General features: G+C 44.6%; 22 protein-coding genes, 1 pseudogene and 1 riboswitch. Of the genes and pseudogenes, 11 read left to right on the top strand and 12 right to left on the bottom strand.

The window, feature by feature from the left end; genetic code table 11:
* Nucleotides 1–40: 40 nt before the first annotated feature.
* The 4 genes from ADU22_RS15975 to ADU22_RS15960 form a co-directional block, all read right to left on the bottom strand.
* Nucleotides 41–562, bottom strand: a complete 522-nt coding sequence (locus ADU22_RS15975; RefSeq protein ID WP_197280072.1) for an RNA polymerase sigma factor — start codon at nt 560–562, stop codon at nt 41–43.
* A 73-nt stretch (nt 563–635) separates the two neighbouring features.
* Nucleotides 636–2,606 (bottom strand): DUF6449 domain-containing protein, encoded by a 1,971-nt coding sequence (locus tag ADU22_RS15970; RefSeq protein WP_053363041.1) that lies wholly within the window; start codon nt 2,604–2,606, stop codon nt 636–638.
* A complete protein-coding gene (locus tag ADU22_RS15965; protein WP_053363040.1) occupies nt 2,578–3,480 on the bottom strand; it encodes an ABC transporter ATP-binding protein in 903 nt (300 codons plus the stop codon). The genes ADU22_RS15970 and ADU22_RS15965 overlap by 29 nt, the downstream gene beginning before the upstream one ends.
* Nucleotides 3,473–3,862: a GntR family transcriptional regulator gene (locus tag ADU22_RS15960; protein WP_053363039.1), complete on the bottom strand. Its 390-nt coding sequence runs from the start codon at nt 3,860–3,862 to the stop codon at nt 3,473–3,475. Before ADU22_RS15960 ends, ADU22_RS15965 begins: the two co-directional genes overlap by 8 nt.
* 229 nt (nt 3,863–4,091) lie before the next feature.
* Between ADU22_RS15960 and ADU22_RS15955 the strand changes: the two genes are divergently transcribed.
* The gene (locus tag ADU22_RS15955) at nt 4,092–5,015 is read left to right on the top strand and encodes a VanW family protein (protein ID WP_053363038.1); all 924 of its coding nucleotides are present in this window, start codon (nt 4,092–4,094) and stop codon (nt 5,013–5,015) included.
* 47 nt (nt 5,016–5,062) lie between these two features.
* Here the strand turns inward: ADU22_RS15955 and ADU22_RS15950 are convergent, their stop codons facing one another.
* Complete coding sequence (locus ADU22_RS15950; RefSeq protein WP_053363037.1) at nt 5,063–6,649, bottom strand: Na+/H+ antiporter NhaC family protein; 1,587 nt, start codon at nt 6,647–6,649, stop codon at nt 5,063–5,065.
* A gap of 157 nt (nt 6,650–6,806) precedes the next feature.
* A riboswitch (Lysine riboswitch) is annotated at nt 6,807–6,992 on the bottom strand.
* Between the two features lie 227 nt (nt 6,993–7,219).
* Between ADU22_RS15950 and ADU22_RS15945 the strand changes: the two genes are divergently transcribed.
* Together ADU22_RS15945 and ADU22_RS15940 are read left to right on the top strand one after the other, a co-directional pair.
* Nucleotides 7,220–9,295 (top strand): peptidoglycan D,D-transpeptidase FtsI family protein, encoded by a 2,076-nt coding sequence (locus tag ADU22_RS15945; protein ID WP_053363036.1) that lies wholly within the window; start codon nt 7,220–7,222, stop codon nt 9,293–9,295.
* Between the two features lie 174 nt (nt 9,296–9,469).
* Nucleotides 9,470–10,078, top strand: coding sequence for a class I SAM-dependent methyltransferase (locus ADU22_RS15940; RefSeq protein ID WP_197280071.1), 609 nt, complete (start codon nt 9,470–9,472; stop codon nt 10,076–10,078).
* Nucleotides 10,079–10,166: 88 nt separating this feature from the next.
* On the opposite strand, the gene ADU22_RS15935 is transcribed toward ADU22_RS15940, so the two are convergent.
* Nucleotides 10,167–10,349: a hypothetical protein gene (locus tag ADU22_RS15935; protein ID WP_053363035.1), complete on the bottom strand. Its 183-nt coding sequence runs from the start codon at nt 10,347–10,349 to the stop codon at nt 10,167–10,169.
* A 174-nt stretch (nt 10,350–10,523) separates the two neighbouring features.
* Between ADU22_RS15935 and ADU22_RS15930 the strand changes: the two genes are divergently transcribed.
* Nucleotides 10,524–11,084, top strand: a complete 561-nt coding sequence (locus tag ADU22_RS15930; protein ID WP_053363034.1) for a GNAT family N-acetyltransferase — start codon at nt 10,524–10,526, stop codon at nt 11,082–11,084.
* A gap of 40 nt (nt 11,085–11,124) precedes the next feature.
* Here ADU22_RS15930 and nadE read toward each other — a convergent pair whose 3' ends face one another.
* Complete coding sequence (nadE, locus tag ADU22_RS15925) at nt 11,125–11,943, bottom strand: NAD(+) synthase (RefSeq protein ID WP_053363033.1); 819 nt, start codon at nt 11,941–11,943, stop codon at nt 11,125–11,127.
* A 249-nt stretch (nt 11,944–12,192) separates the two neighbouring features.
* Between nadE and ADU22_RS15920 the strand changes: the two genes are divergently transcribed.
* Complete coding sequence (locus tag ADU22_RS15920) at nt 12,193–12,708, top strand: MerR family transcriptional regulator (RefSeq protein WP_053363032.1); 516 nt, start codon at nt 12,193–12,195, stop codon at nt 12,706–12,708.
* 93 nt (nt 12,709–12,801) lie between these two features.
* Here ADU22_RS15920 and ADU22_RS15915 read toward each other — a convergent pair whose 3' ends face one another.
* Nucleotides 12,802–13,284 carry a ribonuclease H-like YkuK family protein gene (locus ADU22_RS15915; protein ID WP_053364606.1) on the bottom strand — a complete coding sequence of 161 codons (483 nt, stop codon included), beginning with the start codon at nt 13,282–13,284 and terminating at the stop codon, nt 12,802–12,804.
* Between the two features lie 257 nt (nt 13,285–13,541).
* Here ADU22_RS15915 and ADU22_RS15910 point away from each other — a divergent pair, with 257 nt between their 5' ends.
* Nucleotides 13,542–13,811 (top strand): DUF2188 domain-containing protein, encoded by a 270-nt coding sequence (locus ADU22_RS15910; protein WP_053363031.1) that lies wholly within the window; start codon nt 13,542–13,544, stop codon nt 13,809–13,811.
* Nucleotides 13,812–13,926: 115 nt separating this feature from the next.
* A complete protein-coding gene (locus ADU22_RS15905) occupies nt 13,927–14,322 on the top strand; it encodes a secondary thiamine-phosphate synthase enzyme YjbQ (RefSeq protein WP_053363030.1) in 396 nt (131 codons plus the stop codon).
* A gap of 101 nt (nt 14,323–14,423) precedes the next feature.
* Here ADU22_RS15905 and ADU22_RS15900 read toward each other — a convergent pair whose 3' ends face one another.
* The 4 genes from ADU22_RS15900 to ADU22_RS15885 form a co-directional block, all read right to left on the bottom strand.
* On the bottom strand, nt 14,424–14,645 hold the full coding sequence (locus ADU22_RS15900) for a hypothetical protein (protein ID WP_053363029.1): 222 nt from the start codon (nt 14,643–14,645) through the stop codon (nt 14,424–14,426).
* 78 nt (nt 14,646–14,723) lie between these two features.
* Nucleotides 14,724–14,990: a phage holin gene (locus ADU22_RS15895; protein WP_053363028.1), complete on the bottom strand. Its 267-nt coding sequence runs from the start codon at nt 14,988–14,990 to the stop codon at nt 14,724–14,726.
* 270 nt (nt 14,991–15,260) lie between these two features.
* Nucleotides 15,261–16,505, bottom strand: coding sequence for an MFS transporter (locus ADU22_RS15890; protein ID WP_053363027.1), 1,245 nt, complete (start codon nt 16,503–16,505; stop codon nt 15,261–15,263).
* A gap of 636 nt (nt 16,506–17,141) precedes the next feature.
* A complete protein-coding gene (locus ADU22_RS15885; RefSeq protein WP_053363026.1) occupies nt 17,142–17,375 on the bottom strand; it encodes a hypothetical protein in 234 nt (77 codons plus the stop codon).
* Between the two features lie 161 nt (nt 17,376–17,536).
* Here ADU22_RS15885 and corA point away from each other — a divergent pair, with 161 nt between their 5' ends.
* From corA to ADU22_RS15865, 4 genes and pseudogenes are all read left to right on the top strand, one after another.
* Nucleotides 17,537–18,487: a magnesium/cobalt transporter CorA gene (gene corA / locus ADU22_RS15880; RefSeq protein WP_053363025.1), complete on the top strand. Its 951-nt coding sequence runs from the start codon at nt 17,537–17,539 to the stop codon at nt 18,485–18,487.
* 116 nt (nt 18,488–18,603) lie between these two features.
* A pseudogene (locus ADU22_RS15875) lies at nt 18,604–19,430 on the top strand (manganese catalase).
* A gap of 141 nt (nt 19,431–19,571) precedes the next feature.
* Nucleotides 19,572–19,811 carry a hypothetical protein gene (locus ADU22_RS15870; protein ID WP_053363024.1) on the top strand — a complete coding sequence of 80 codons (240 nt, stop codon included), beginning with the start codon at nt 19,572–19,574 and terminating at the stop codon, nt 19,809–19,811.
* A gap of 270 nt (nt 19,812–20,081) precedes the next feature.
* Nucleotides 20,082–22,217 (top strand): transglycosylase domain-containing protein, encoded by a 2,136-nt coding sequence (locus ADU22_RS15865; protein ID WP_053363023.1) that lies wholly within the window; start codon nt 20,082–20,084, stop codon nt 22,215–22,217.
* Nucleotides 22,218–22,328 lie beyond the last annotated feature (111 nt).

The following is a 22,328-nucleotide window of genomic DNA, read 5'->3' as shown; positions in this document are numbered from 1 at the left end:
GCCATATGAGCTGGTTTTATAAATTGGCAGAAATGTTCACTTAAGCCGTATTTTTTCCATAGAAGCTTTGTCTTAATTTGTTTCTGGCCCTATGAAGCCTTGTTTTGACTGTTGCTGATTTGAGCTTTAGCACACTTGCAATTTCATTCTCCTTTAACCCATATTGCAGCCTCAATACAAGGACTTCCCTGTACTCATTCGACAGGTGTGAAACCGAGCTATTCAGTTCTTCCTTAAACAACATGAGTTCGACTTCATCCTCGATAGTCAGATGGGAGGGGCTGTACATTTGCATTTGGTCCAAAAATGCCAAATCGGCAGATACCCAGGCTCGCCGCTTTTCGCTGCGAAGAAAATCAATTGCTGTTCTTGCCGTCACCGCTGAAAGCCATGCCCCCATCTTACCCGGATCCTCAATGCTTCCTGACTTTTTAAATGCCTTGATAAAAGCTTCCTGGACAATATCCTCGGCGATATACCGATCTTTTATTATGCTATAGGCAATATAATTCATCTTACGGGAGTACATGGTGTACAGCACTTCAAATTCAATATCCTCCACGTCTCCATCCCCCTTTTCGCTGTCCGGCAGCCTCAGTATTATTGCGGGCTGCCAGTTTGCTTTTTTAAGACTGCTATTTGAAATCCGATCGTATAAATCCTGGTGCATGCTCTTCATCCAGGAATAGCGCATCATAATAGTCATACCCTTTATACTTTATTAACACAATATACTTGCGGTCAGGACCATAGCTTGCTGTTTCCAGTAAATCGCGGATTTGCTCAGGTTCCCTTACTTCAAGTACCTTGGCGGTGTTTTTCAGCCGTTGTGCTGCATCCGTTGGATCCACATGCGAACCGCCGTCCCACAGGGCTACAAGAACTTGCCCAAGATCCTCTGGAGTGACTTTTGCACGTTCGAGAAGATTACGTTCTTCAAGCCAACTGCCCAATTTTTTATAGGTTGGCTTAAACTCCAATACAACATAATGGTCTTTGTTCAGCATTATTTCAATATGCGATCCACCGCCTTGGAAATAACGGCTGTCTGTATAGGACTCTGTGAGTACATCTTCCTGGATAGCTTGAAGCAGGTCTTTCAGCTCTTCCCTATTGGAAAATGAAATCGACTTGTGAACCGGGCCATTGGCCGAAATCGTAATGTGCTTCATCTGTTCCGGCTCAATGCTGAAGATTTCGTTTGATGCTTTTTTGTATTCTTCTGATTCATGGATAGGTCTGTAGAAATCCTCATAAAGCCTTTTATTTACTCTATATTGGCGAACAAGCTTATTTCCGTTTTTCAGTTCATAAAGGAAGAAAGCCGTATCATACATTCCGCTGTTATCGGCCTCGTTTCTTTTCCTGTCAGAGACGATCTGCTCGTGGAGCCTGGTCACGGCTTCAATATTTTCCACCTGCGCCATAGGTTCTGGAGAAAAAACATAATCAAAGGTGTCCTGCTGTGGATACACATGCGGTGTATCTGTCAACAGAACGTTTTTTATCTGGCCAGGATCCGGAACTTTATTCTCATAACCTTCAAATAGCTGGATCGTAGCAAGGAGAACAGCAATCACCCCTGCGTATATTCCAATTCCCTTTAGGCTGCCGAATACCCGCCAAGATTTCTTCAGCACCATTTCCGCAATAAAATAGCCTATTATGGCTCCCATCGCATACCCGAAAAGCATCCAGACCAGGCTGTTTGCCTGGACCTCATTAAAGTACATTCCGCCAAACAACATCATGCAAAAGGTTACACCGTACTTAAAAATAGCACTCAGCCTGGAGAAAGCGATTGCTTGGGAGGCACTTTCACTTTTACGTTTTTTATAAAAAAACAGCGAAACAAGGTAGAGAATGATAGTCAGAATAATAAAGATAATGAATTCCCTATACTGGAGTGGCTTCCCATCAAGAATGCTTGCATACGTAAGCGGCGACAATTTCTCAAAATTCCTGCCTAGATAAAAGTCGACCGGAAACCCGTAAAGCCATTGTTTAAGATTATACAGCCCGAGGACTGTAATTCCTGCGGGGAAAAGCAAAAAGATATAAGTCAATACGCCCTGGACAGCAGAAATCCCTGTCATCATACCGACAAAGACTCCAGCGGTAAAGATTAACAAATTCAATAGAATAGTTGTGCCTGCCCAATAAAGGATTTGTTCTGGCTGGAAATAAGGGGGCAGGTCCAGTACAGCATATACTCCCAAAAGAATCAGGGACATTGCCGCAACCGGCAGGGCGAGCAATACTGCTCCGCTTAGGGCATATGTATGGTAAATTTTCTCCCTTTTCAGCGGAAGGCTATGCATCAAGTCGACTGCCTGCCTTACTTGCAGGAACCGGAATAAAAAGACAGACAATAAAACAGGAATAGCAAGGAGCAGGCCTATCTGGATTTCAAAATCATACTGGAACAGGCTTTCAACTTTCGGAAAGGGTTCTCTTTCAGCAAATCTTTTGTCGGTGTACATCATAAGCATCCTTAGCGGCAGGGCCAAAAACAGTCCCGCAAAGTACACGATTGAAATCCAGCCGACATTCCTCAGGATTTGCAGAAAAATTTCCTTATTCAACCACCAGGTTTTTGATTGCATAGCCGATATCCCCCATTTCGTAAATAAAAATTTCCTCCAGGGTTAGCGGCAGCAAATCGAACAAAACTGGTTTCGTCTTACGGATTTTATCCTTGATTTCTTCTTCCTCTCCCCTGACAATGTATAACAAGACGCTTCCTCTTTTCTCTCTGTACAGCACCTCCAACTGTTTATCCAATTGCAGAGGCACTTCTCCTTTATATGCCACCTGTATTTTATGAATATCAGATTTCATCTCATCAAGGTCCTTTTGCATAATCAGCTTACCCTGATGCAGGATTCCTATTGTGTCACATATGTCCTCAATTTCACGCAGATTATGCGAGGAAATCAAAATGGTCATTCCCCTTTCCGCCACGTCCTGAATCAGAAGGTTCTTCACCTTTTTTCTTGCAACGGGATCAAGGCCATCCATCGGCTCATCGAGGATCAAAATATCCGGTTGTGCTGACAATGCCAGTATGAACGCGGCTTGCCTCTGCCACCCTTTAGAGAAAGTGTGGATTTTTTTCTTCATATCAAGTTTGAACCATCGGGCAAGACAAAGGAAACGTTCCTCATTCCAGCAAGGGTAGATGGCCCTGTAAAAGGTGGCCATTTGCCTTGTTGTGTACTGGGACAGAAAATAAGGCTGGTCCGGAATATAAAAAACCTTCTCCTTGATAGCATTGTTTTCATACACTGGTTCGCTGTCGATCACTACACTGCCTTTGTCTTGCAGATATATTCCTGCCAAAAGCTTAATTACCGTGGTTTTACCTGCCCCGTTTGAACCTATGAGACCGTAAATCGACCCCTTGTGGATCGAGAGATTGACATTTTCGACCGCGTTAAACTGCTCAAACCCTTTGCTGACATTCAACATCTCAATCATTGCTGTCGCCTCCCCCTTTTGAAGCGTCAAGATTTTCAACTAGCCTGATCAATTCCCCTGCAGATATACCGAGGTACAGAGCTTCAAGAATCAAGCGTTCCAGCTCTGATTTGACCTCTCTTATTTTTTCGCCATCCCTCGATGAATTGCTGGTGTTCACAAAGCTGCCCTTCCCCTTTTGAGAGTAGATAAATCCTTGTGATTCCAGCTCCCTGTATGCTTTTTGGATTGTATTTGGATTAATGGTGAGCTCCTGTGCGAGTGTTCGAACCGACGGCAGCTGCTCATCTGGTTTTAGCACTTCATTTATTATAAGTTCCTTCAGTTTCTCAACAAGCTGTTCATAAATTGGTTTACGGCTTCTTGTGTCAAGCTCAAACATACAACTTACAGACCCCCTGTCTGTACTAAGTGCTTTCACTGTACCATCTGTATTATTACTCTTAGTACAGTTAGATTATATGTTATCTTTTTCCAAAATAAAAGGTTTTTTTTATTTTTTTCCAACTTTAGCTTTGCGGTCTTTTAAATGGTGAATTAAAGCTTCTTCTTTAACCATTTTTCCACATGAAAAAATTCACCTTATCCATACTAAGCTAGAGGTGAATTTTTTGAAGATAACATGGGTTTTTGGACTGATTTTATTGGTACAGCATGTCAATGCTCAGGAGCATCTTACCATCCGGCTTAATGAGGAGTCCTTGATTACAGTTAACCGCTCGGAATTCGTACATCCCTTCCCAGGGCTCCCTCTGGTCAATCAGGAAAAAGTGGAGGAACTAGCCAGGCAGCTGCAACCACAGGTACTAACTCCTCCACAGGATGCCAAGATCAATAACAATGGATCCATCATTMCTGAAAAGGCAGGCCTAGAATTACACAAGGAAAAATTCAAGGGAAATTTCGAGCGGGTTTTTTACGATTCCGGTCCTGGAGTGATCGATGTTCCATTAAGGAAAATTTATCCTAGGGTTGACAGCGAGCTGCTGGCAAATATCCGGGGGAAAATGATTGGCCACTATACTACCTACTTTAACAGCCAAAATAAGGAAAGGACCCAGAATATCAGATTGGCTGCTGAGGCAATCGACAATCACGTTGTCTTTCCTGGAGAAACCTTTTCTTTCAATCGGACTGTAGGCAATCGAACAAAGAAAAAAGGCTATCTGCCCGCACCAATCATTGTCAGGGGAGAGTTATCCGAAGGAATTGGCGGAGGCATTTGCCAGGTGTCCTCCACCCTTTTCAATGCGGTAGACCGATCAGGATTAAAGATAATGGAAAGATACTCACACAGTAAGCGGGTTCAATATGTTCCCCCCGGCCGGGATGCGACAGTCAGCTGGTACGGCCCTGATTTTACCTTTAAAAACTCGTACAACCAGCCGGTTCTGATACGCGCTAAAGTTCATGGAGGCGTCATGGGCGTCACCATATTCTCCTCGGAATCAGTTAATGTCGAACCTCGTCACGTACCAAGTGCGAGCACGAGGCTCCCGCTCGAAACCCCGGCAAGCGAGAATACTGATAATTAAAAAAGAACAACCAGGCTCGAATTATAGAGCCTGGTTGTTCTTAAGCTTTAGCGTACAATATTTCCATTTAATGTTTCCGAACCACGAGGATTCCTGCGGGAAAAGAGGGCAACTGCGGCAAGCAGGATGATAACAGCGCCAAGAGCGGCTGCTGTGCTGCCAGTAAACCCGACAACCAGGTACCCGACAATTGCAATCCCTGCACTAATTAGTGCATATGGGAGCTGGGTCATTACATGGTCCATGTGATTAGAACCAGCTCCAGTGGAAGATAGAATCGTTGTATCGGAAATCGGCGAACAATGGTCCCCGAAAACGGCTCCAGCCAGGACAGCCGCCATTGCCGGAAGAATCAGGCTAATATCAGAGGCAGCCGCCATTTCACCCGCAATCGGAAGCAGGATGCCAAATGATCCCCAGGAAGTTCCTGTTGAAAATGCCATGACCCCGGCTATTACAAACAAGATAACTGGCAGAAAAGAAGTATTGATATTAGAGTTTTCCACTACTCCCGCCAAGTACGTTCCAGTCTCAAGCCTTCCGATCAGGTCCCCGATTGTCCAGGCAAATACAAGGATGTAGATGGCAGGAAGCATCGACTTCATTCCGGCCAATAGTCCCTTGCCGAACACATTCGCTCTCACTCCGCGTAAAACAAAGGCTTGCCGGAAGAACATAATCAGAGTAACGACCAGCCCAAAAAGTCCTCCCAGAATCAGTGATTTTGTGACATCCGTGTTTTCGAAGACAGCTAAAATCGTTGCTTGGCCCTCGATTGCCTGATAGCCTGTCCAAATCATTGCGCCAATAGTACCTGCAAACAGGGCAAGGATCGGCCACACAAGATCCCCAATTTTGCCCGTTGAGCTGACAGGAAGGTCGTCCTTCAATTCACCGGGAACTGGCTTCGCGGGATCAAATACATGCCCCTCCTGCACTGCCCGTAATTCATGTTTCTTCATTGGACCTATTTCAAAGTTTTTAATTGCCACAATGAACACCATACTGATGGAAGCCCAAACGTAGAAGTTCATCGGCACCATTTGCATAAAAGCCGAGAAAGCCCCGATATCCGTCMCCCCATGGGAAGCAAGTATCCCGCCGATTACCACAATGATGTACGCTCCCCAGCTTGAAATCGGGGAAACTACACAAATCGGTGCAGACGTCGAGTCAATGATATAGGCAAGCTTAGCTCTCGATACCTTCTGTCTGTCTGTAATTGGGCGTGTTACCTGGCCAACTGCAAGTGCGTTGAAATAATCATCGATAAAAATGACAATGCCGAGGAATGCACCAACAAGCTGTGCACCCACTGGGGTTTTCACCCTTTTCATTGCCCATTCGCCGAAAGCGCGGCTTCCTCCTGAGATAGAAATAAAGGCAGTGATGATTCCCAACAAAAGCAGGAATAAGATAATATAAACACTTGAAGTGTTCAAGACACCATCTGAAACGATAATCCCGCTTACCGCATCCCAGATGATTGAGGCCGTTTCACCAATGCTGAAACTGGCCAGAAATAAAGCTGCAGCGATAATTCCGACACCGAGTGACAGCAGTACCCGCCGAGTCAGAATAACCATCAAAATCGCCAGAAGCGGCGGCAGCACAGAATAAAACGTATTTTCCATTCCTATGTCCTCCTCCTAAGTTTTGAAGGGGGGAACTTGCCATGAAAAGAGAAAAACCAGATACATCTATAGCGCTCGATTAAAGCCTGAAACATAAAAGAGCAGCGATAGAGAAAAATCTATCGCTGCTCCGGATAAGCAACTAGGTTTCTCCATCACGATCTGTAGCTCCTCACTATGAAGATTTCCCTCATAATGACAGTGTTACTCTTATTCAAAGTAACCCCAGCAACCCGGATTTTGACTAATCCTAATTGCTTCGGCAGTATTTCCTTTCAGCTGTTGGTCAACGTTGTCATCCTCACATAAGCCTACTATTAAACACTGCGCCTCTACCCCATCGGAATGATAAGGTGATATATAATTTTCTATACTAATATATCAATATAGCATACGTTTTTCAACATAAAAATTGACTAGTATTTTTTAACTCCCAATTGTATATCGCTTCCAGCCTACTTCTCTGCCCCTGAACTAAAGGATCCCTTTACAAAATTTTACTCTTTGCAGTAAAATAATGGTAACATTTTATTTCTTTTTGGGAATGACCATAAAAAAGGTGGTTAGCGGATGGCAAATAAAAAGAAATCCCCCGTTTCAATTCGTGTCAACATCATGTTTTTTCTCATTTTCCTGCTCTTTTCCCTGCTGGTTCTGCGTCTGGGAATTGTCCAAATTGTACATGGCGAAAATTATCAGCGGGAAATTAACCGTAAAGAAAATGTGACTGTCAATAAACCTGTGCCAAGAGGGCGCATGCTTGACCGGAACTTACAAGTGATTGTCGACAACGAGGCTAAGCGGGCGATAACTTATACTAATGAAGGCGCCAGCCAAAAGGAGATGCTGCAGGTCGCTGAAAACCTGTCAAACCTTATACACCAGGACACAGCGAATGTCCGGGCCAGGGACAAGAAGGATTTCTGGATCCTAAAGAACCCGGAAGAAAGCGATGCGCTGATCACAGCCGAGGAACAAAAATTATTTAAACAAAAAAAGCTTTCAGATAAGGACCTGTATAAAATAAAGCTTGAGCGGATTGGAGAGGATATGCTCAACAAGCTTACTGATGAAGAACTTGAGGTCCTTGCCATTTTCCGTATAATGAACAGCGGTTATAAGTTTGCTCCGCAAATCATCAAAAATGAGAATGTTTCGCCTGAGGAGTTTGCTATTGTCAGCGAAAACCTGCAAAACCTCCCGGGAGTMAATGCAACTATTGACTGGGACCGCTCTTACCACTTTGGTCCTACCCTAAGGACTGTATTGGGAGCAGTAAGTTCCTCAAAAGAAGGCCTCCCTGCTGAAGAAATTGATGAATACCTTTCCCTTGGCTACAGCAGAAATGACAGGGTAGGCAAAAGCTATCTGGAGAAGCAGTATGAAAATGTCCTCCACGGCAAGAAGGAAAAAGTCATCCATGTGACCGACAGTGCCGGCAACCTGATAGATACAAAGAGGATTTCGCCAGGTCAGCGCGGAAAGGACTTGCTTCTTAGTATCGACATGGAATTGCAGCAAAAAGTGGAACAAATCATTGAAGAAGAATTATGGGCGGCAAAGCGGAGCCCTGGAACACATCTGTTGGACAGGGCGTATGTAGTGCTGATGGACCCATTTACAGGTGAAGTGCTCAGCATGGCCGGCAAACGAATCGTCAAAAACAGCAAGACAGGGCTTAACGAAATGTCCGATGATGCTCTTGGCACCATTACCACCACTTATAATGTAGGCTCTGCTGTGAAGGGAGCGACAATCCTTACCGGCTTCAAAACTGGAGCGATTGCTCCGCACACTTTTTTCGATGACAAAGGAATAAAAATCAGGGCCACTCCCCTGAAGGCTTCTTATGATTACCTTGGAGTCCTAAATGAAGTCGAGGCCTTGAAAAAATCTTCAAACGTGTATATGTTCCATACTGCCATTAAAATCGGAAAAGGCCGTTATCAATACGAACAGCCGCTGAGCCTCCAGCATGATACATTTGATTTGATCCGCAATTCTTTTGCATCATTTGGCCTTGGGGTAAGAACGGGTATCGACCTACCCAATGAACAGTCTGGCTTCAAGGGTCAAAGCAGGCTGCCAGGATATGCTCTGGACCTTGTGATTGGCCAATATGATACCTATTCCACCATGCAGCTGGCACAGTACGTTTCAGCCATCGCCAACGGCGGCTATCGGATGCAGCCTCAGGTTGTCCGCGAAATCCATGAACCAAAGAAGGCTGGTGAAGAGCTTGGGCCTGTTTACTTTTCTTTTCAGCCCCGGGTCCTTAATTCCGTAGATGTCAAACCGAATTGGCTGGACAGAGTACAGCTCGGGTTCAAGAAGGCGCTGACAGAGGCTGGCGGTACAGGCACCCGCTTTTTCGGGAACGCGCCATACTTGCCTGCAGGAAAAACCGGAACAGCTGAAGCCTTCTATGATGGCCCATTGCGCAGCAGTTACGGCAAGATACCTCCAGAAGTACTGAACTTGAGCCTTGTTGCCTATGCCCCATCCAATAATCCAAAAGTAGCCATGGCTGTCCTTGTACCATGGGCTTATCAAGGCAGGAATGACCATAAAGCAAATCTTAAAATAGGACGCAAGGTAATGGATGCCTACTTTGGAATGAAAGAAAGCAGGGAGCCTAAAGATTAGAGCCATTTCAATACCCGGCAAGCCCCCTGCTCTCCACTCAAAAATCGGCCCCCTTTCGGTGGCCGATTTTTTACTTTGTCCGTTGACCGCCGGGGACTACTCCCAATCCCCGCAATTTGATATACTCAAAAGAACCCCATGATATTACATGGCCAACAGGAGATGACCAATCTGATGAAATATACTGGAGAGCGCGTTATACCCGACCTGATGAAACCTGCAAACAGCCTGCTGCTTGAACATCTTGCACGGTATCAGTTCAGTTCCTACTACATGCGTGGAAGGGCCCTCGATATTGCTTGCGGATCGGGTTATGGCTCGCATATGCTTGCGAAATTGACGAAAAAGCGAATCAGCGAATTGGTTGCTGTAGACAGCGATCCGGAAACCATCCTTTATGCAAATAAGCGGTACAATCACCAAAAGGTCCAATTTCGCTGCGAAGATGCAGCCGACCCTCTTCTGCCACAAAAATTAGGCACCTTTGATGTAATCGTTACTTTTGAAACATATGAACATGTTGCGGATGAACAGCAATTCCTTGCAAACCTATACGCAATGCTGAACCCTGGAGGAACATTGATATTATCAACCCCCTTTGGCCAAGGAAGGGGAAAGCCATGCGGACAGCCTTTCCATGTTCATCAACTGACAGTAGAGGAGTTTCACGACTTGTTCCCTCAATATTCAGAGGTTAAGTTCTACCGCCAAATAGGAGTATTAATAGAGCCGCCACGCCCGGATCAACAATATCCGCTTGGCATTGCCGTCTGTACTAAATAAATTGGCGAGTGCATGATGATGTAACTTGCTAAAAGATTAAAACAACCTTTATCCGCGCGGATAAAGGTTGTTTTGCCGATAAGAAGGATTAGTGCATCCCTTTCCACTTTCCCTGGTTCTTTAAAGAATTCTGTTCTTTTTGCTTTTCCTTATGAGCCCTGTTGGCCGCAGCACTTCCAATTTCCTTGCCAAACTCGGAATCAGTTTTGCTTGAATCAAAACCTTGCTTGTTTTTTTGGTCTGCATCATTTTTTTTCGTTCGTTTTGCCATAGGTATCCCTCCTTACGTTTATTATGGGAATAGACAGAGGAAATATACGATTCACAACTGTAGAATCCAAATAGTAAGTTTTCTTTATGGAAGGATTTCAGCCTGGAAAACGAGAATATTACAGGTAATGGAATAGCAATCGGAACCTCAATTATTAAAGTGGAGGTGCACGGCATGCACATTATTGGCCCTTTGGAAGGAAGCATCGTGCAGCTGGTAAAAATGACGGAAGAAGACCTTCCTGAACTGTGGGAGATCATCTATGCGGAAGAACATCCTGAATGGGTGAAATGGGATGCACCTTTTCCTCTGCAGCCCATGGATTTTAAAAAGTTTCGGGGACAAATGGTCAATTTAATGAAACAGGGCCTCGACCAGCATTTCATTATCAAGGTGAAAAGCGAAATCATAGGCCTGATTTTCTATGATTGGGAACATGAATCCTCCAATTCTATTGAAATCGGCCTGGGCATTTACCGTCACGCGTTCCAGGATGGCGGATACCGGGAAGACGCCATGAATACCTGGATGAACCATCTTTTTAAACTGTTTCCAATTCCGCGCATTGGATTAACTACATGGTCGGGGAATGAAAGAATGATTACGGCAGGACAAGAATTAGGGATGATAATTGAGGGACGGATCCGCAAAAGCCGCCTTTATCGCGGCAGATATTATGATACAGTTAAGCTTGGGATTCTCAGGGAAGAATGGGAAACCGCCAAAAAACCATGATAAACGTAAAGGCAGCTGTCAACAGCTGCCTTTACGTTTATCATTTCCACCACTGGTCAAATTTTGTTGCCGGCATTTGACGCTTGTGCTCACTTACAAGATAGCGTTTTTCAATTTTATCAACCGCCTCGGGGGATACTTCTTTTCCCTCCAGGTAATCGTCAAGCTCATCGTAAGATATTCCCAGCTCCGTTTCATCTGACTGTCCAGGCTTTTTATCAAGCAGGTCTGCAGTGGGAACCTTGAGATAAAGCTTTTCCTCAGCACCTAGCTCCTTTAACAAAGCCTTGCCCTGACGTTTATTTAAACCCGTCAGCGGCAGGATATCTGCTCCCCCGTCCCCGTATTTGGTGAAAAATCCGGTGACCGCTTCAGCTGCATGATCCGTCCCTATGACAAGCAGACCTTTTTCTCCTGCAAAGGCATACTGGGCAATCATTCTCAACCTGGCTTTGATATTGCCCTTCTGAAAGTCACTTAAGTGTTCTCCCGTTGCCTGGTCATACTCTGATTGTGCAGCGTCGACCGCCTCTTTTACGTTAAATGTGAATTCCTTGTCTGCTTTAATGAAGTCCAGGGCAGCCTGCGCATCGTCCTCGTCATGCTGCACACCGTACGGCAGGCGGATGGCATAGAAGCTGGACTCGTAACCCTCGCTTCTTGCTTCCTCGACAGCCAGCTGTGCCAAACGCCCTGCAAGGGTGGAGTCCTGCCCCCCGCTGATTCCAAGCACAAACCCTTTTGCACCTGATGTTTTTAAATAGTCTTTTAAAAATTGCACACGTTCCTTGATCTCCTGTTTAACATCAATTTCAGGCTTAACGTTCAGGTCCTCAATGATTTTTCTTTGCATACTCACTAGAAACACCTCAATTCCTTGATAGTAAAAGTTTAATCCTTTCTATCCATCATTACAAATATAGAACATCCTCCTTCTTCTGATTTCCTTTATCTCTTTTTTATAAACGTACCTAACTTGACTGCTTTCGACAACAATCATGAAATCGGCATGATTAGGGGATAACCTTGACGAACGGAAACTTGTTTTGTCGCTAACAAAGGATTCCCATCCTGTGCGGCGAATTTACTTAATGGGGAGGAGATTGGAATGAATACAAATGCAGTCGCAAAATTGCTGGGCGTTTCCCAAAGCACCATTCAACGATGGGTAAAACAAGCCAATCTGAAAATGGATCGCAATGAACTGGGCCATTATGTTTTTTCCGAGGATAGTATTCAGGTATTAAGGAAGATTCAGGAGCAAGTGAACAATGGAGTCCTGCTTCAGGATATTGCTGCTGCAACAAAAGAAAATCGACGGGCTGTCGTAAAAAGAGACAACCACCCTGAGCATGTAGGTTTGGCAGCCAAAGTTTCGGAACTGGAAAGGAAAATGGAACGCAAAGCAGACGAAATTGTTTCCTACCAGCTGCTGCAGCACCGCAGGGAAATTGAAGAGCTCAATGATTGTATCCAAACCCTGACGGAGCGGATTGAAATACTGGAAGAAAAACTGGCAGAAGTACCTGAAGCGGAAGCCTTAGTCGCGGCTTCCTCGGAAGAAAAAAGCTTCTTTCGAAAATTCAAAAAGAAAAACTTCATTAGCTCCTTTCTGGGACTATAAAAAGCACATCAGCGCGATGTGCTTTTTTGTAACCATTTTATATAACGAAATCGATCGGTTTTTTCATGTCCAATCAGGCCAGTTTTCCTGTTGTTATTTGGTATACCGGTTGGCATAGCTTGAAGCCACGAATGCCTCGGGTTTAATTTTTGGTTCTACCCCTATCGACTCCAGGCGTGAAACCATTTCTTTGACGAATTCACGTGTTTTGTTGCGCTTGCCGGCTCCGATATCAAGATGACCTTCCATCGTGAAAGTTGCCCCTTTATAGATATGTGGCAAGACAATATCAATCATCCTGTTTTTATGTTCTTCGCTGAACAAATAAACGATTTCTTCCGTTAGGGATGTTTCATAGCTGATCCGTTCATGCAAATGCAGCATTTTTCTTGGAATAATTGATTCCCTGATACACGCCCATGCACCTTTTCCCGCATTCTGAATGACAATTCCTGTTATAAAAACGGTCCGGTCGCAGTGGACTTGTGAATCAGTGCCAACAATAAGCCGATAATTTCCCGTTGGGTTCCGCATCATGAATTTCAGTATCCGTCCAAACACCTGTTCAAATGTCATTGCCTGTTCCTGCAGATTCCTAAATAGGTAGGTGGCTCCAGTATCCCTGTTCACTTTTTTATCACCACATTATTTGGGTTTAGACTGCCAACATACTTCGCAACAAATGTACCTTCTGCTATTAGTATATGGTGGCAAGGCGTACATGTTGTCATTTTTTCCATTTTGCTCCCTTTCCAGACTTACAGTCATTATGACATGTTTTTCTTTTACGCATGCGGGTAAGAATTAATAAAATTTCAAAGGGAGGCAATAAAATGGCACATGATAGACAATACAACGATGAACAAAAACAATATTTCAAAGACCGTGCTGGCACGGATGAAGCCTGGTACCATGTAGTTCCACATGATGAAGAAGGCTGGGCGGTAAAGGCCGAGGGAAAGGACGAACCAGAGTATTCAACGGGCTCCAAATCGGAAGCGGTAAAAGAAGCCAAGCGCCTTGCAGAGGATTCCCGATCAATGGCCATAGTCCATGATGATGAGGGCAAGATTGAGCAGCAATTCAACTATCAGGAAAAATGACGTATTAATTACAACAAGGATGGCTGGATGGCCATCCTTGCTTCATTACGCTTTTTGGTTTGATGGAAAGTCTTATGGTAAGATTTTAATAGTGAAATGCTAAAGGAGTGTACATATGCTAAAAAAATTCACCTTAAAAACGGGCACCCGAGATGAAATGGTTGACATCACCCAACAGGTAGAAGATTTTATTAAGGAGAAAGGCATTCAGGAAGGCTCGATTGTCGTCTATTGTCCCCATACAACCGCAGGAATGACCATCAATGAAAATGCAGACCCAGACGTAAAAATGGACATGATCCGCCGCTTTGATGAAGTATATCCCTGGAATCACAGGCAGGACAGGCATATGGAGGGAAACACTGCCGCCCACTTGAAAGCCAGCACGGTTGGAAGTTCCCAGCATGTAATCATTACAGAAGGCCAATTGCTATTGGGTACCTGGCAAGGAATCTATTTTTGCGAGTTCGATGGGCCGCGTCTCCGTACCTTTTATGTGAAAGTTCTTTAAGCTGGACTGAAAGACAAGCCCATCACTTTATTCGGTTATTGGGCTTTTCTTCCAGGGACATAAAGAATTAACCGCAAAACCATTAGAAAAAGACCCCTCCCTTAATGAGAATGGTCTTTCTCGTTTTTCCTAAAGTCCATTTTGACTTTTACGCTCGCAGCCCAGGCCCTTATTTTTTCCATGGCTAATTTCAGCAGGCTGCGCAGCCTCCCTCTTTGTTTCGCTTCCGCTTCATTTATATACCTTTTCCAGAACCATTGGCTTAATTCCTCAACCAGTAACAGAAGAATAATTGGAGCAATCGCTAATAATATCCATTTCATATGTTGTCATCCCCTTTTTACATCTATATTCCTCTTTCCCTTACTATGAAACTAGTATCCTTAATATGAATAAAAAAATCAGTTTGGCTTTCTATACTTGCTGGCTCTTACACTATCCTTGATTCCTCTGGTCGTCGGATCCTGGATGAGACCAAGCATTGACATAATAATGAAGGCCCCATTTGTAAGGGCAAGTATCTCTCCTTGTAGTTGCTGTGTAAGTTGAAATTCTGTGAGCCCTAACAAGTTTAGCGCTTGAAAGATAACCTGGGTAACCAGCATCACTTGTGATAGGGCCGCCAGCACCCACGATTTGTTCTTAAACCGGACTCTCCAGTTAATCATTATTCCCAGCCCCCTTCCTGCCGTCGCATGTTTAAGTCTATGCACGCATAAAGTGGGATTGTCTCTGTTTAAATGATAAATGAATTAAAATAATGGTACTTTTTCATTTAATCCGTCAATACTTTTTAAATAATTCGACAACTCTTTCCTTTTTCCTTTATTTTGTAAGAAATAGGCAGAAATTTGCGGAAAATAAAAACACCTCCAAATCGGAGGTGTTTTTAGGAAGGCCGCTATGCTTTTATGGTAGTCTATATAACGTTCCTTCTGTCACTTTTCATAGGCGAAAACCTTATTATGAAAACTGCTTTTTTTCATATGATAATAGAACCACAAAAAAACAGCGCCGCTTGCTGCCCTTATAACGCTAGCTGTATTCATGGCAAAATCCATGCTCGTTTGCTCAAGCAGGTAGACCCCCGCCTGGGGTGCCGCAAAGCCAATGATAGCAAGAAGAATATTATATTGGGAAATATAGCTGCCGCGGTTCTCTTCCCTGCTAACCTCAAGCAGCTGATTAAACAAAAGGAGGACTGTTCCGGCCACAAAAATACCGCTGAATAGGTTCACAAGCGTCAGGTAAACCAGGTTGGCAGAAAGGATATTCAGTGTTGGAGCCGCTCCCATACCGACTGCACAGAAAGCGAGCATTTTAGCGTTGCTGTACTTCTCGGCCATCCTCCCCCACCATCTGAAGGAAAGGATTTGCCCAAGCTGATTACCTACCGTAAACAGGCTGATCCAAAACCCGGTTGCATGTGCCTCGTTTATATTGTAGATATTGAACAGAGGCCAGGCCATTTGCCAGCCAAAATTAAAAAATAGTCCGCAAACCAGGAAATATATGAAAGGCTTATGCTGGTATGCATCCCAGCCAAAGTTGATTTTTTTCTTCTCGACTGACGTTTTTTTCACTTCAATATGCCGGTTCAAATAGAAAATTTCAACGATGCCAAAGCCAAATGCTAAAACAAACAGAATCTGGAACGGCAATGGGCTGTTCTTATCAAATAATTGAAGCACAATGCCAATCGAGAGTGTAATGGCCATGCCCGCAATCGTCAGAACTCTGTTTCTTTCACTGAAAAATACACTCCTGCGGCTGTCGGGAATTAAATCACCAATGAAAGCCTGCCAGCTAAGATTGGATATAGAGCCCGGCAGATTCATTAAACCAACAAGAAGGACGAAAACCCCAGCTCGATACTCAAGAGGCAGATACAAAACAAAAAACATACCTAATAAAAACAATCTTGTTATGAAAATGGAGTAACTAGTAAACTTTTTCTTTTCCTTCAGTCTGCCCATTATGATGGTGCCAAGGACCATGGCGGCCATCCCAACTATTTGTGGGAGCGAACTAATCAGGCCGACCTGGTAATTTGTCGCACCAAGCACACTTATGGCAAATAAGGCAAAATAGTTATTGGTCATGGATAGCACAATGGTTGAGGCAATTCCGTTCATCTTGCTGTTTTTTTCGTTCCACTCGTTCCTGTCAGAGCGACTATGCATGCAGTTCTCTTCTTTCTGATTCCAAATAATACAACTCTAAAAATCCATCTAATCATACTGCCAACTCCTCCTTCAATCAAGCAAAATTTTTATGAAATATAAGTGGATTTTTATTGGACTTAAAGTAGAAGGAATGACAAAAGTCTAAGGCGTAAAGATACGATTGGTAAAGCAGTGTTTCGTTGAGGCCTTGTTGGGTTAACAGACCATATTCGGACTTGACTCTCCTCATTTCCTCACAGGCTGTCCGAATGGTGACCCTATTCGGACTCGTCGCTCCTCGTTTCCTCCAAAGCTGTCCGAATGACGACCCTATTCGGACTCGACCCTCCTCGTTTCCTCCCAGGCTGTCCGAATGACGCGGCGTTTCGGACTCGTCGCTCCTCTTTTCTTCCCAAGCTGTCCGAATGGCGCCCCTATTCGGACGCGACCCTCCTCGTTTCCTCCCAGGCTGTCCGAATGGCGCCCCTATTCGGACTCGACCCTCCTCGTTTCCTCCCAGGCTGTCCGAATGGCGCCCCTATTCGGACTCGACCCTCCTCGTTTCCTCCCAGGCTGTCCGAATGACACCCTGTTTCGGACACGATAAAAAGGCTGCCGGGTTTCCCGGCAGCCTCACAACGCCATTCAGCGCTGCTACACATTCTTCAGGACCATATACAAGCGGTTCGTCCTTTCCTGCTTTTCCTCCTCGCTTGCCAGGTCATATTTTTTCAATAAATGGAAAACATCATTAAGAATATCCTGAGTGTGTTCTTCGGTAAAAAATTGTTCAAACAGCGGTTTCATTTCTGTTGGCAAAAACCCTGCCTGATCCTCGTATTTCTTTCTCACATCTTCAAGGCTGTGGTCGATTTTGCACTCTCCCATTTTTCAGCGCTCCCTTCTTCTCAATCTTTTTATATCATACCAAACTCCATATCCCTTTACCCTTCCCAAACTTGATTTGACACTTATTGAGCAGGCTTGTTTTTTCTTTTAACGTCTTCGTTTAAAATAGAATAGAAAGTTTTTACTAAAGAGGAGACCATATGATTCGAACATTGGCTATTAACCAGCAAAACCAGATCATCCACGACCTGCCGCTAAACGAACTAGTGGACGGGGATTTTAAATGGTATTGGATTGATTTTCATGAACCTACTAAAGAAGAGAGCGTCTCGCTGAGGAACCCTCTCCATTTTCATCCGCTGTCCATTGAGGATTGCCTGCACCGGCTTCAAAGGCCGAAGCTTGACTATTATGAAAACCATATTTTTTTTGTTTTCCATTCACTCAACCATCGGACATTGGCAAAGGAAGAGGTCAATTTTTTCCTTTCCGAGAAATATATCGTTACCTTCCATCAACAACCTTCCGCCGAGTTGAACGATGTCTGGAAAAGACTCAAATACTCCACCGATGCAAGGATTTGGGATCCTGGTCTCGTACTGTACCATGTTCTGGATAAAATCGTCGATAATTATTTCCCCCTGGTCTACAAGATTGAAGACGTACTAAATGACCTTGACGAAAATTCCGGAGAGGAAACAATGGAATCACTGCTTGAACGATTATTCGATACGAGGCATGATTTGCTTTCGTTGAGGCACACAATCAGCCCAATGAGGGACTTGGTATACAGGATTCTAAATTCACAAAGGATCAAGGGGCAGCTGACGAACATTGAATATTTTTCTGACATCCATGACCATTTGCTGAAGTTAAGTGAAATGGTGGAAGCCAACCGCGAACTGACAACCGATATTCGCGACAGCTATCTTTCCTTGAATTCTCACGAAACAAACCGGGTCATGAAAGTCCTTACTGTCATCACCACCATTTTCATGCCATTGACATTCATCGCCGGGATATATGGAATGAATTTTGCCAATATGCCGGAACTGGAGTGGAAATATGGCTATTACAGTGTCCTGCTGCTGATGCTTGTTATCGGGTTAGGCATGTTCTTTTGGTTCAGGAAAAAAGGATGGTTCAAATAGTTCAACTCCATGTAAAATATTCCTGCAAGGAAATTGCTGTTTTTTTCCTCCTTCAAAGGGAATAGTCCCTTGGACAATCATTACAGGTTGATAGTAAATGGACAGCAGGAAATAAAATGTTTCGTCACATAAAAGAATTGCAATTTGAAGCAATGCCAGAACGTCCAGACCCGCTTTTTGCCAAAAAGCTTCAAGAGCTTATCGGCGGCCAATACGGTGAAATGAGTGTCATGATGCAATATCTATTCCAGGGTTGGGCCGTAAGGGGCAACCAAAAATATAAGGATTTGCTGCTGGATATTGGAACAGAAGAAATTGGCCATGTTGAAATGCTGGCTACAATGGTTGCCCGTCTTCTTGATGACGCACCTGTCAATATTCAGGAAGAAGCAGCACAGGACCCTGTTGTGGGTGCAGTTATGGGAGGCATGAATCCGCAGCATGCGATTGTCGCTGGCCTGGGTGCACGTCCTTCTGACAGCGTCGGAAATCCGTGGATGGGGAACTATATTGTTTCCAGCGGAAACCTGCTCGCTGATTTCCGGGCAAACCTGAATGCTGAATCGCAGGCAAGGCTGCAAGCTGTCCGTCTATATGAAATGACCAATGACCGGGGCTGCTGTCAGTCTTGATCGCCCGTGATGCCTATCACCAGAATCAATGGGCCGCTGCTATTGCCGAACTCGAAGAACAGGAAGGATTATTGGTGCCAAGCACCTTCCCGCGTGAAAAAGAAAGACTGGATGTTTCCTATAAGCTCTATAATTTTTCAGAGGGTGAAGAAAGCAGCACCGGCCGCTGGGCACAAGGCCCTGCACTTGATGGACAAGGGGAATATGAATATGTCAGCGAGCCGGTGCCTGAAGGAGAAAAGCCAGTGCTAAAGCCTGCGCCGTCCAATTTGCATAATACATTGCCAATGGATGGAACTTTCAAGAGATAATGACTGCCACCATATTGCTGCCGCCCATAGCGCGGCAGCTTTTTAAATGCCAAAGCGAATATAACCTGCTTTCTTGGCTATGATAACGGGTAGGAAAAAGGCATTGATAATAAGTATTGAATAGAAAGGCGTTGGTGCATCATGTCAGCTTACCTTGAACCAATCCATTATGAAACAGGCACCCCAATCCGTACGTTTAACATCATCGATTCGACCGTCACTTCCGAGGGTTATATGGTCCGATTGAATATCGATTTGGACAGCGGCTATGAGCTGGAAGATGTCAAAATGAAAATCACCTTTGAAGACCTTGCCGGGTATGAAACAGAAGACCTTCAAGAGGGAGTCAAGTATGCTTTAGGTTTTTTTTCAGGCCATTAGGATAGAAAAATAAAAAGGCAGGTTACCCCTCTCCTGTCTTTTTATCAGGTTTTTTACTACAATGCCCACTGCTCTCCCTCCCTTTTTATAAGTCCCCTTTCCTAAAAACTTATCTTCCCATTTTGTTTAAAAAGCTAAAAAGAGCTTGGACTTTTTCCGTTTTCTTTCCTGATAGCAAAAAAAGCATTATAATAGCAAAAATGATATATGAAACCTGTCTTGTGAAAAAGACGTATTATATATAGGCTAGCATGAAAGATAGGAGAAAATATGGGAAAATTCAAAAATAAATGTAAACAGCTGCTGCAGCAGGGATGGGACAAGCTCGTCATATTCTGGCAGCGAAAGCACCTGACTCAAATTATATTATTGTCCGGTTTGGTAGCCGTCCTCCTCTCCATACTCTGGTTTGCCTTTATCGCCAGTCAGGCGAATGTCCAGAGCTTGAAGGATGGACTGGAGCAATCAACTGTCATTTATGATAAAGACGGTGACGAAGCCGGAAGTGTCACGGCCAACAGGACAAATGGGACAACCTTCGAGCAGCTGCCCGAACATGTTCCAAATGCCGTTGTGGCCATTGAGGACGAACGGTTTTATGAGCATAATGGCTTTGACATAAAAGGCATCACTCGGGCCTTTTTCGGCAATCTGTTTGCCGGGCGGATTACCGGCGGAGGCAGTACCCTTACCCAGCAGCTAACAAAGAATGCTCTTTTATCGCACGAGCGCACCTATAAGCGGAAAGTGGAAGAACTGTTTCTGGCCGTCGAGATTGAAAAGGCGTACACAAAGGATGAAATCCTTGAAATGTACCTGAATCAGGTCTATTTTGGCAGTGGCGCCTGGGGAATCAGCAACGCTTCAAAAAAATATTTCAGCAAGGATATCAAGGATGTAACCATAAGTGAAGCGGCGCTGCTGGCGGGGCTTCTTAAAGCCCCTTCTTCCCTTGACCCATATAAAAACTATGACAATGCCATCACCCGCAGGAATCTTGTCCTTAACAAAATGAACGAGCTTGGCATGATATCCGACGAAGAACTCGACCGGGCCAAAAATGAGAAGATCAGGCTGAGGGACGGCGGAGGCAGCATTGCCGACCGAAAATATCCCTATTACATGGATGCGGTAATGGATGAAGCCATCAAATTATATGGCCTTACCCAGGAAGAAATCATGACAAGAGGGTATGTCATTCATACACAGCTGGATCAAAACCTCCAGGCAAGCCTGGAGCGGGTTTATAAGAATAACGGACTCTTTCCGGGAGGAACAGGCGGTGTGCTGGTCCAAAGCGGCGCTGTCCTCCTGGACCCTGAAACAGGCGGCGTCCGCGCTCTCGTAGGCGGCCGCGGAGAACAAGTATTTCGCGGCTTCAACCGGGCCACGCACCTGAAAGCACAGCCGGGTTCCACAATGAAACCATTGGCTGTCTTTACACCGGCACTTGAAGAAGGATACCGCTATGACTCCATGCTGGTGGATGAAAAAATGTCCTTTGGTGATTACAACCCTCAGAACTTCTCCCGGACCTATCAGGGAGAAGTACCAATGTATGAAGCTGTGGAAAAATCCATCAATCTTCCAGCCGTTTGGCTGTTAAATGAAATAGGTTTGCAAAAAGGTGTGGAAAGCGTCAGGAAATTCGGCCTCCCTGTCCAGGAGGAAGATGAAAACCTCGCTCTTGCCCTTGGCGGCATGCATCACGGCATATCTCCCCAGCAGCTCGCTGAAGCGTATTCTGTGTTTGCGAATGAAGGAAAGCGCGAAGAAAGCCACCTGATTACAAAAATAGTAGGCCCAACAGGTAATGTAATAGCCGAACATAAACCAAAAACTGTCCGGGTCACCTCCAAGCGTGTAGCAGACGAGATGACCTCCATGCTTTTGAATGTTGTGGAAACAGGGACCGGACGCGCCGCAAAGGTCGAAGGGATGGAAATTGCCGGAAAAACAGGTTCCACCCAGCTTCCTTATGCGGATATCAATGGAACCAAGGACCAGTGGTTTGCCGGCTATACTTCCGGAATTGTTGGGGCTGTATGGCTAGGATACGACAAAAGCGACCGTGAGCATTATCTTTCCGGAAGCAGTTCCGAAACGGTAGTCCCTATATTCCGGGAGATCATGAAACAAGCATCCCCTTATATTGAGGAGAAGGAATTTGCCGTATCGTCCATAAATGACAAACTATCCAAACCAGGAGGCAGGGCGATAAACGAAGAGGAACTAAAAAAGAGAGCGAAACAGCTTGAGGATGAATTAAAGAAAACAGCAGAAAAAATGGAAGAAAAAATTAAGGAAGAAGCTCCCAAATGGAAAGATGTGCTGGAAGAAGCCAAACGTGATGCTGGAAGAGTCGGTGATAAGGTTAAAGAAAAATTGAAAGAATGGGCTCCGTAAAAAACCCCCTCCAAGGGGGTTTTTCTTGTCCCCCTCCTCTCTCCGTCACGGAATGTTCATGAACGTCACCTTTTGTTCAATCGTAAACTGCATTTTTCCTCTTATAATGGA

The organism is Bacillus sp. FJAT-27251 (genome assembly GCF_001273925.1).
Classification (GTDB): domain Bacteria; phylum Bacillota; class Bacilli; order Bacillales; family Cytobacillaceae; genus Mesobacillus_B.
This window is presented reverse-complemented; position numbering and strand designations above follow the sequence as displayed.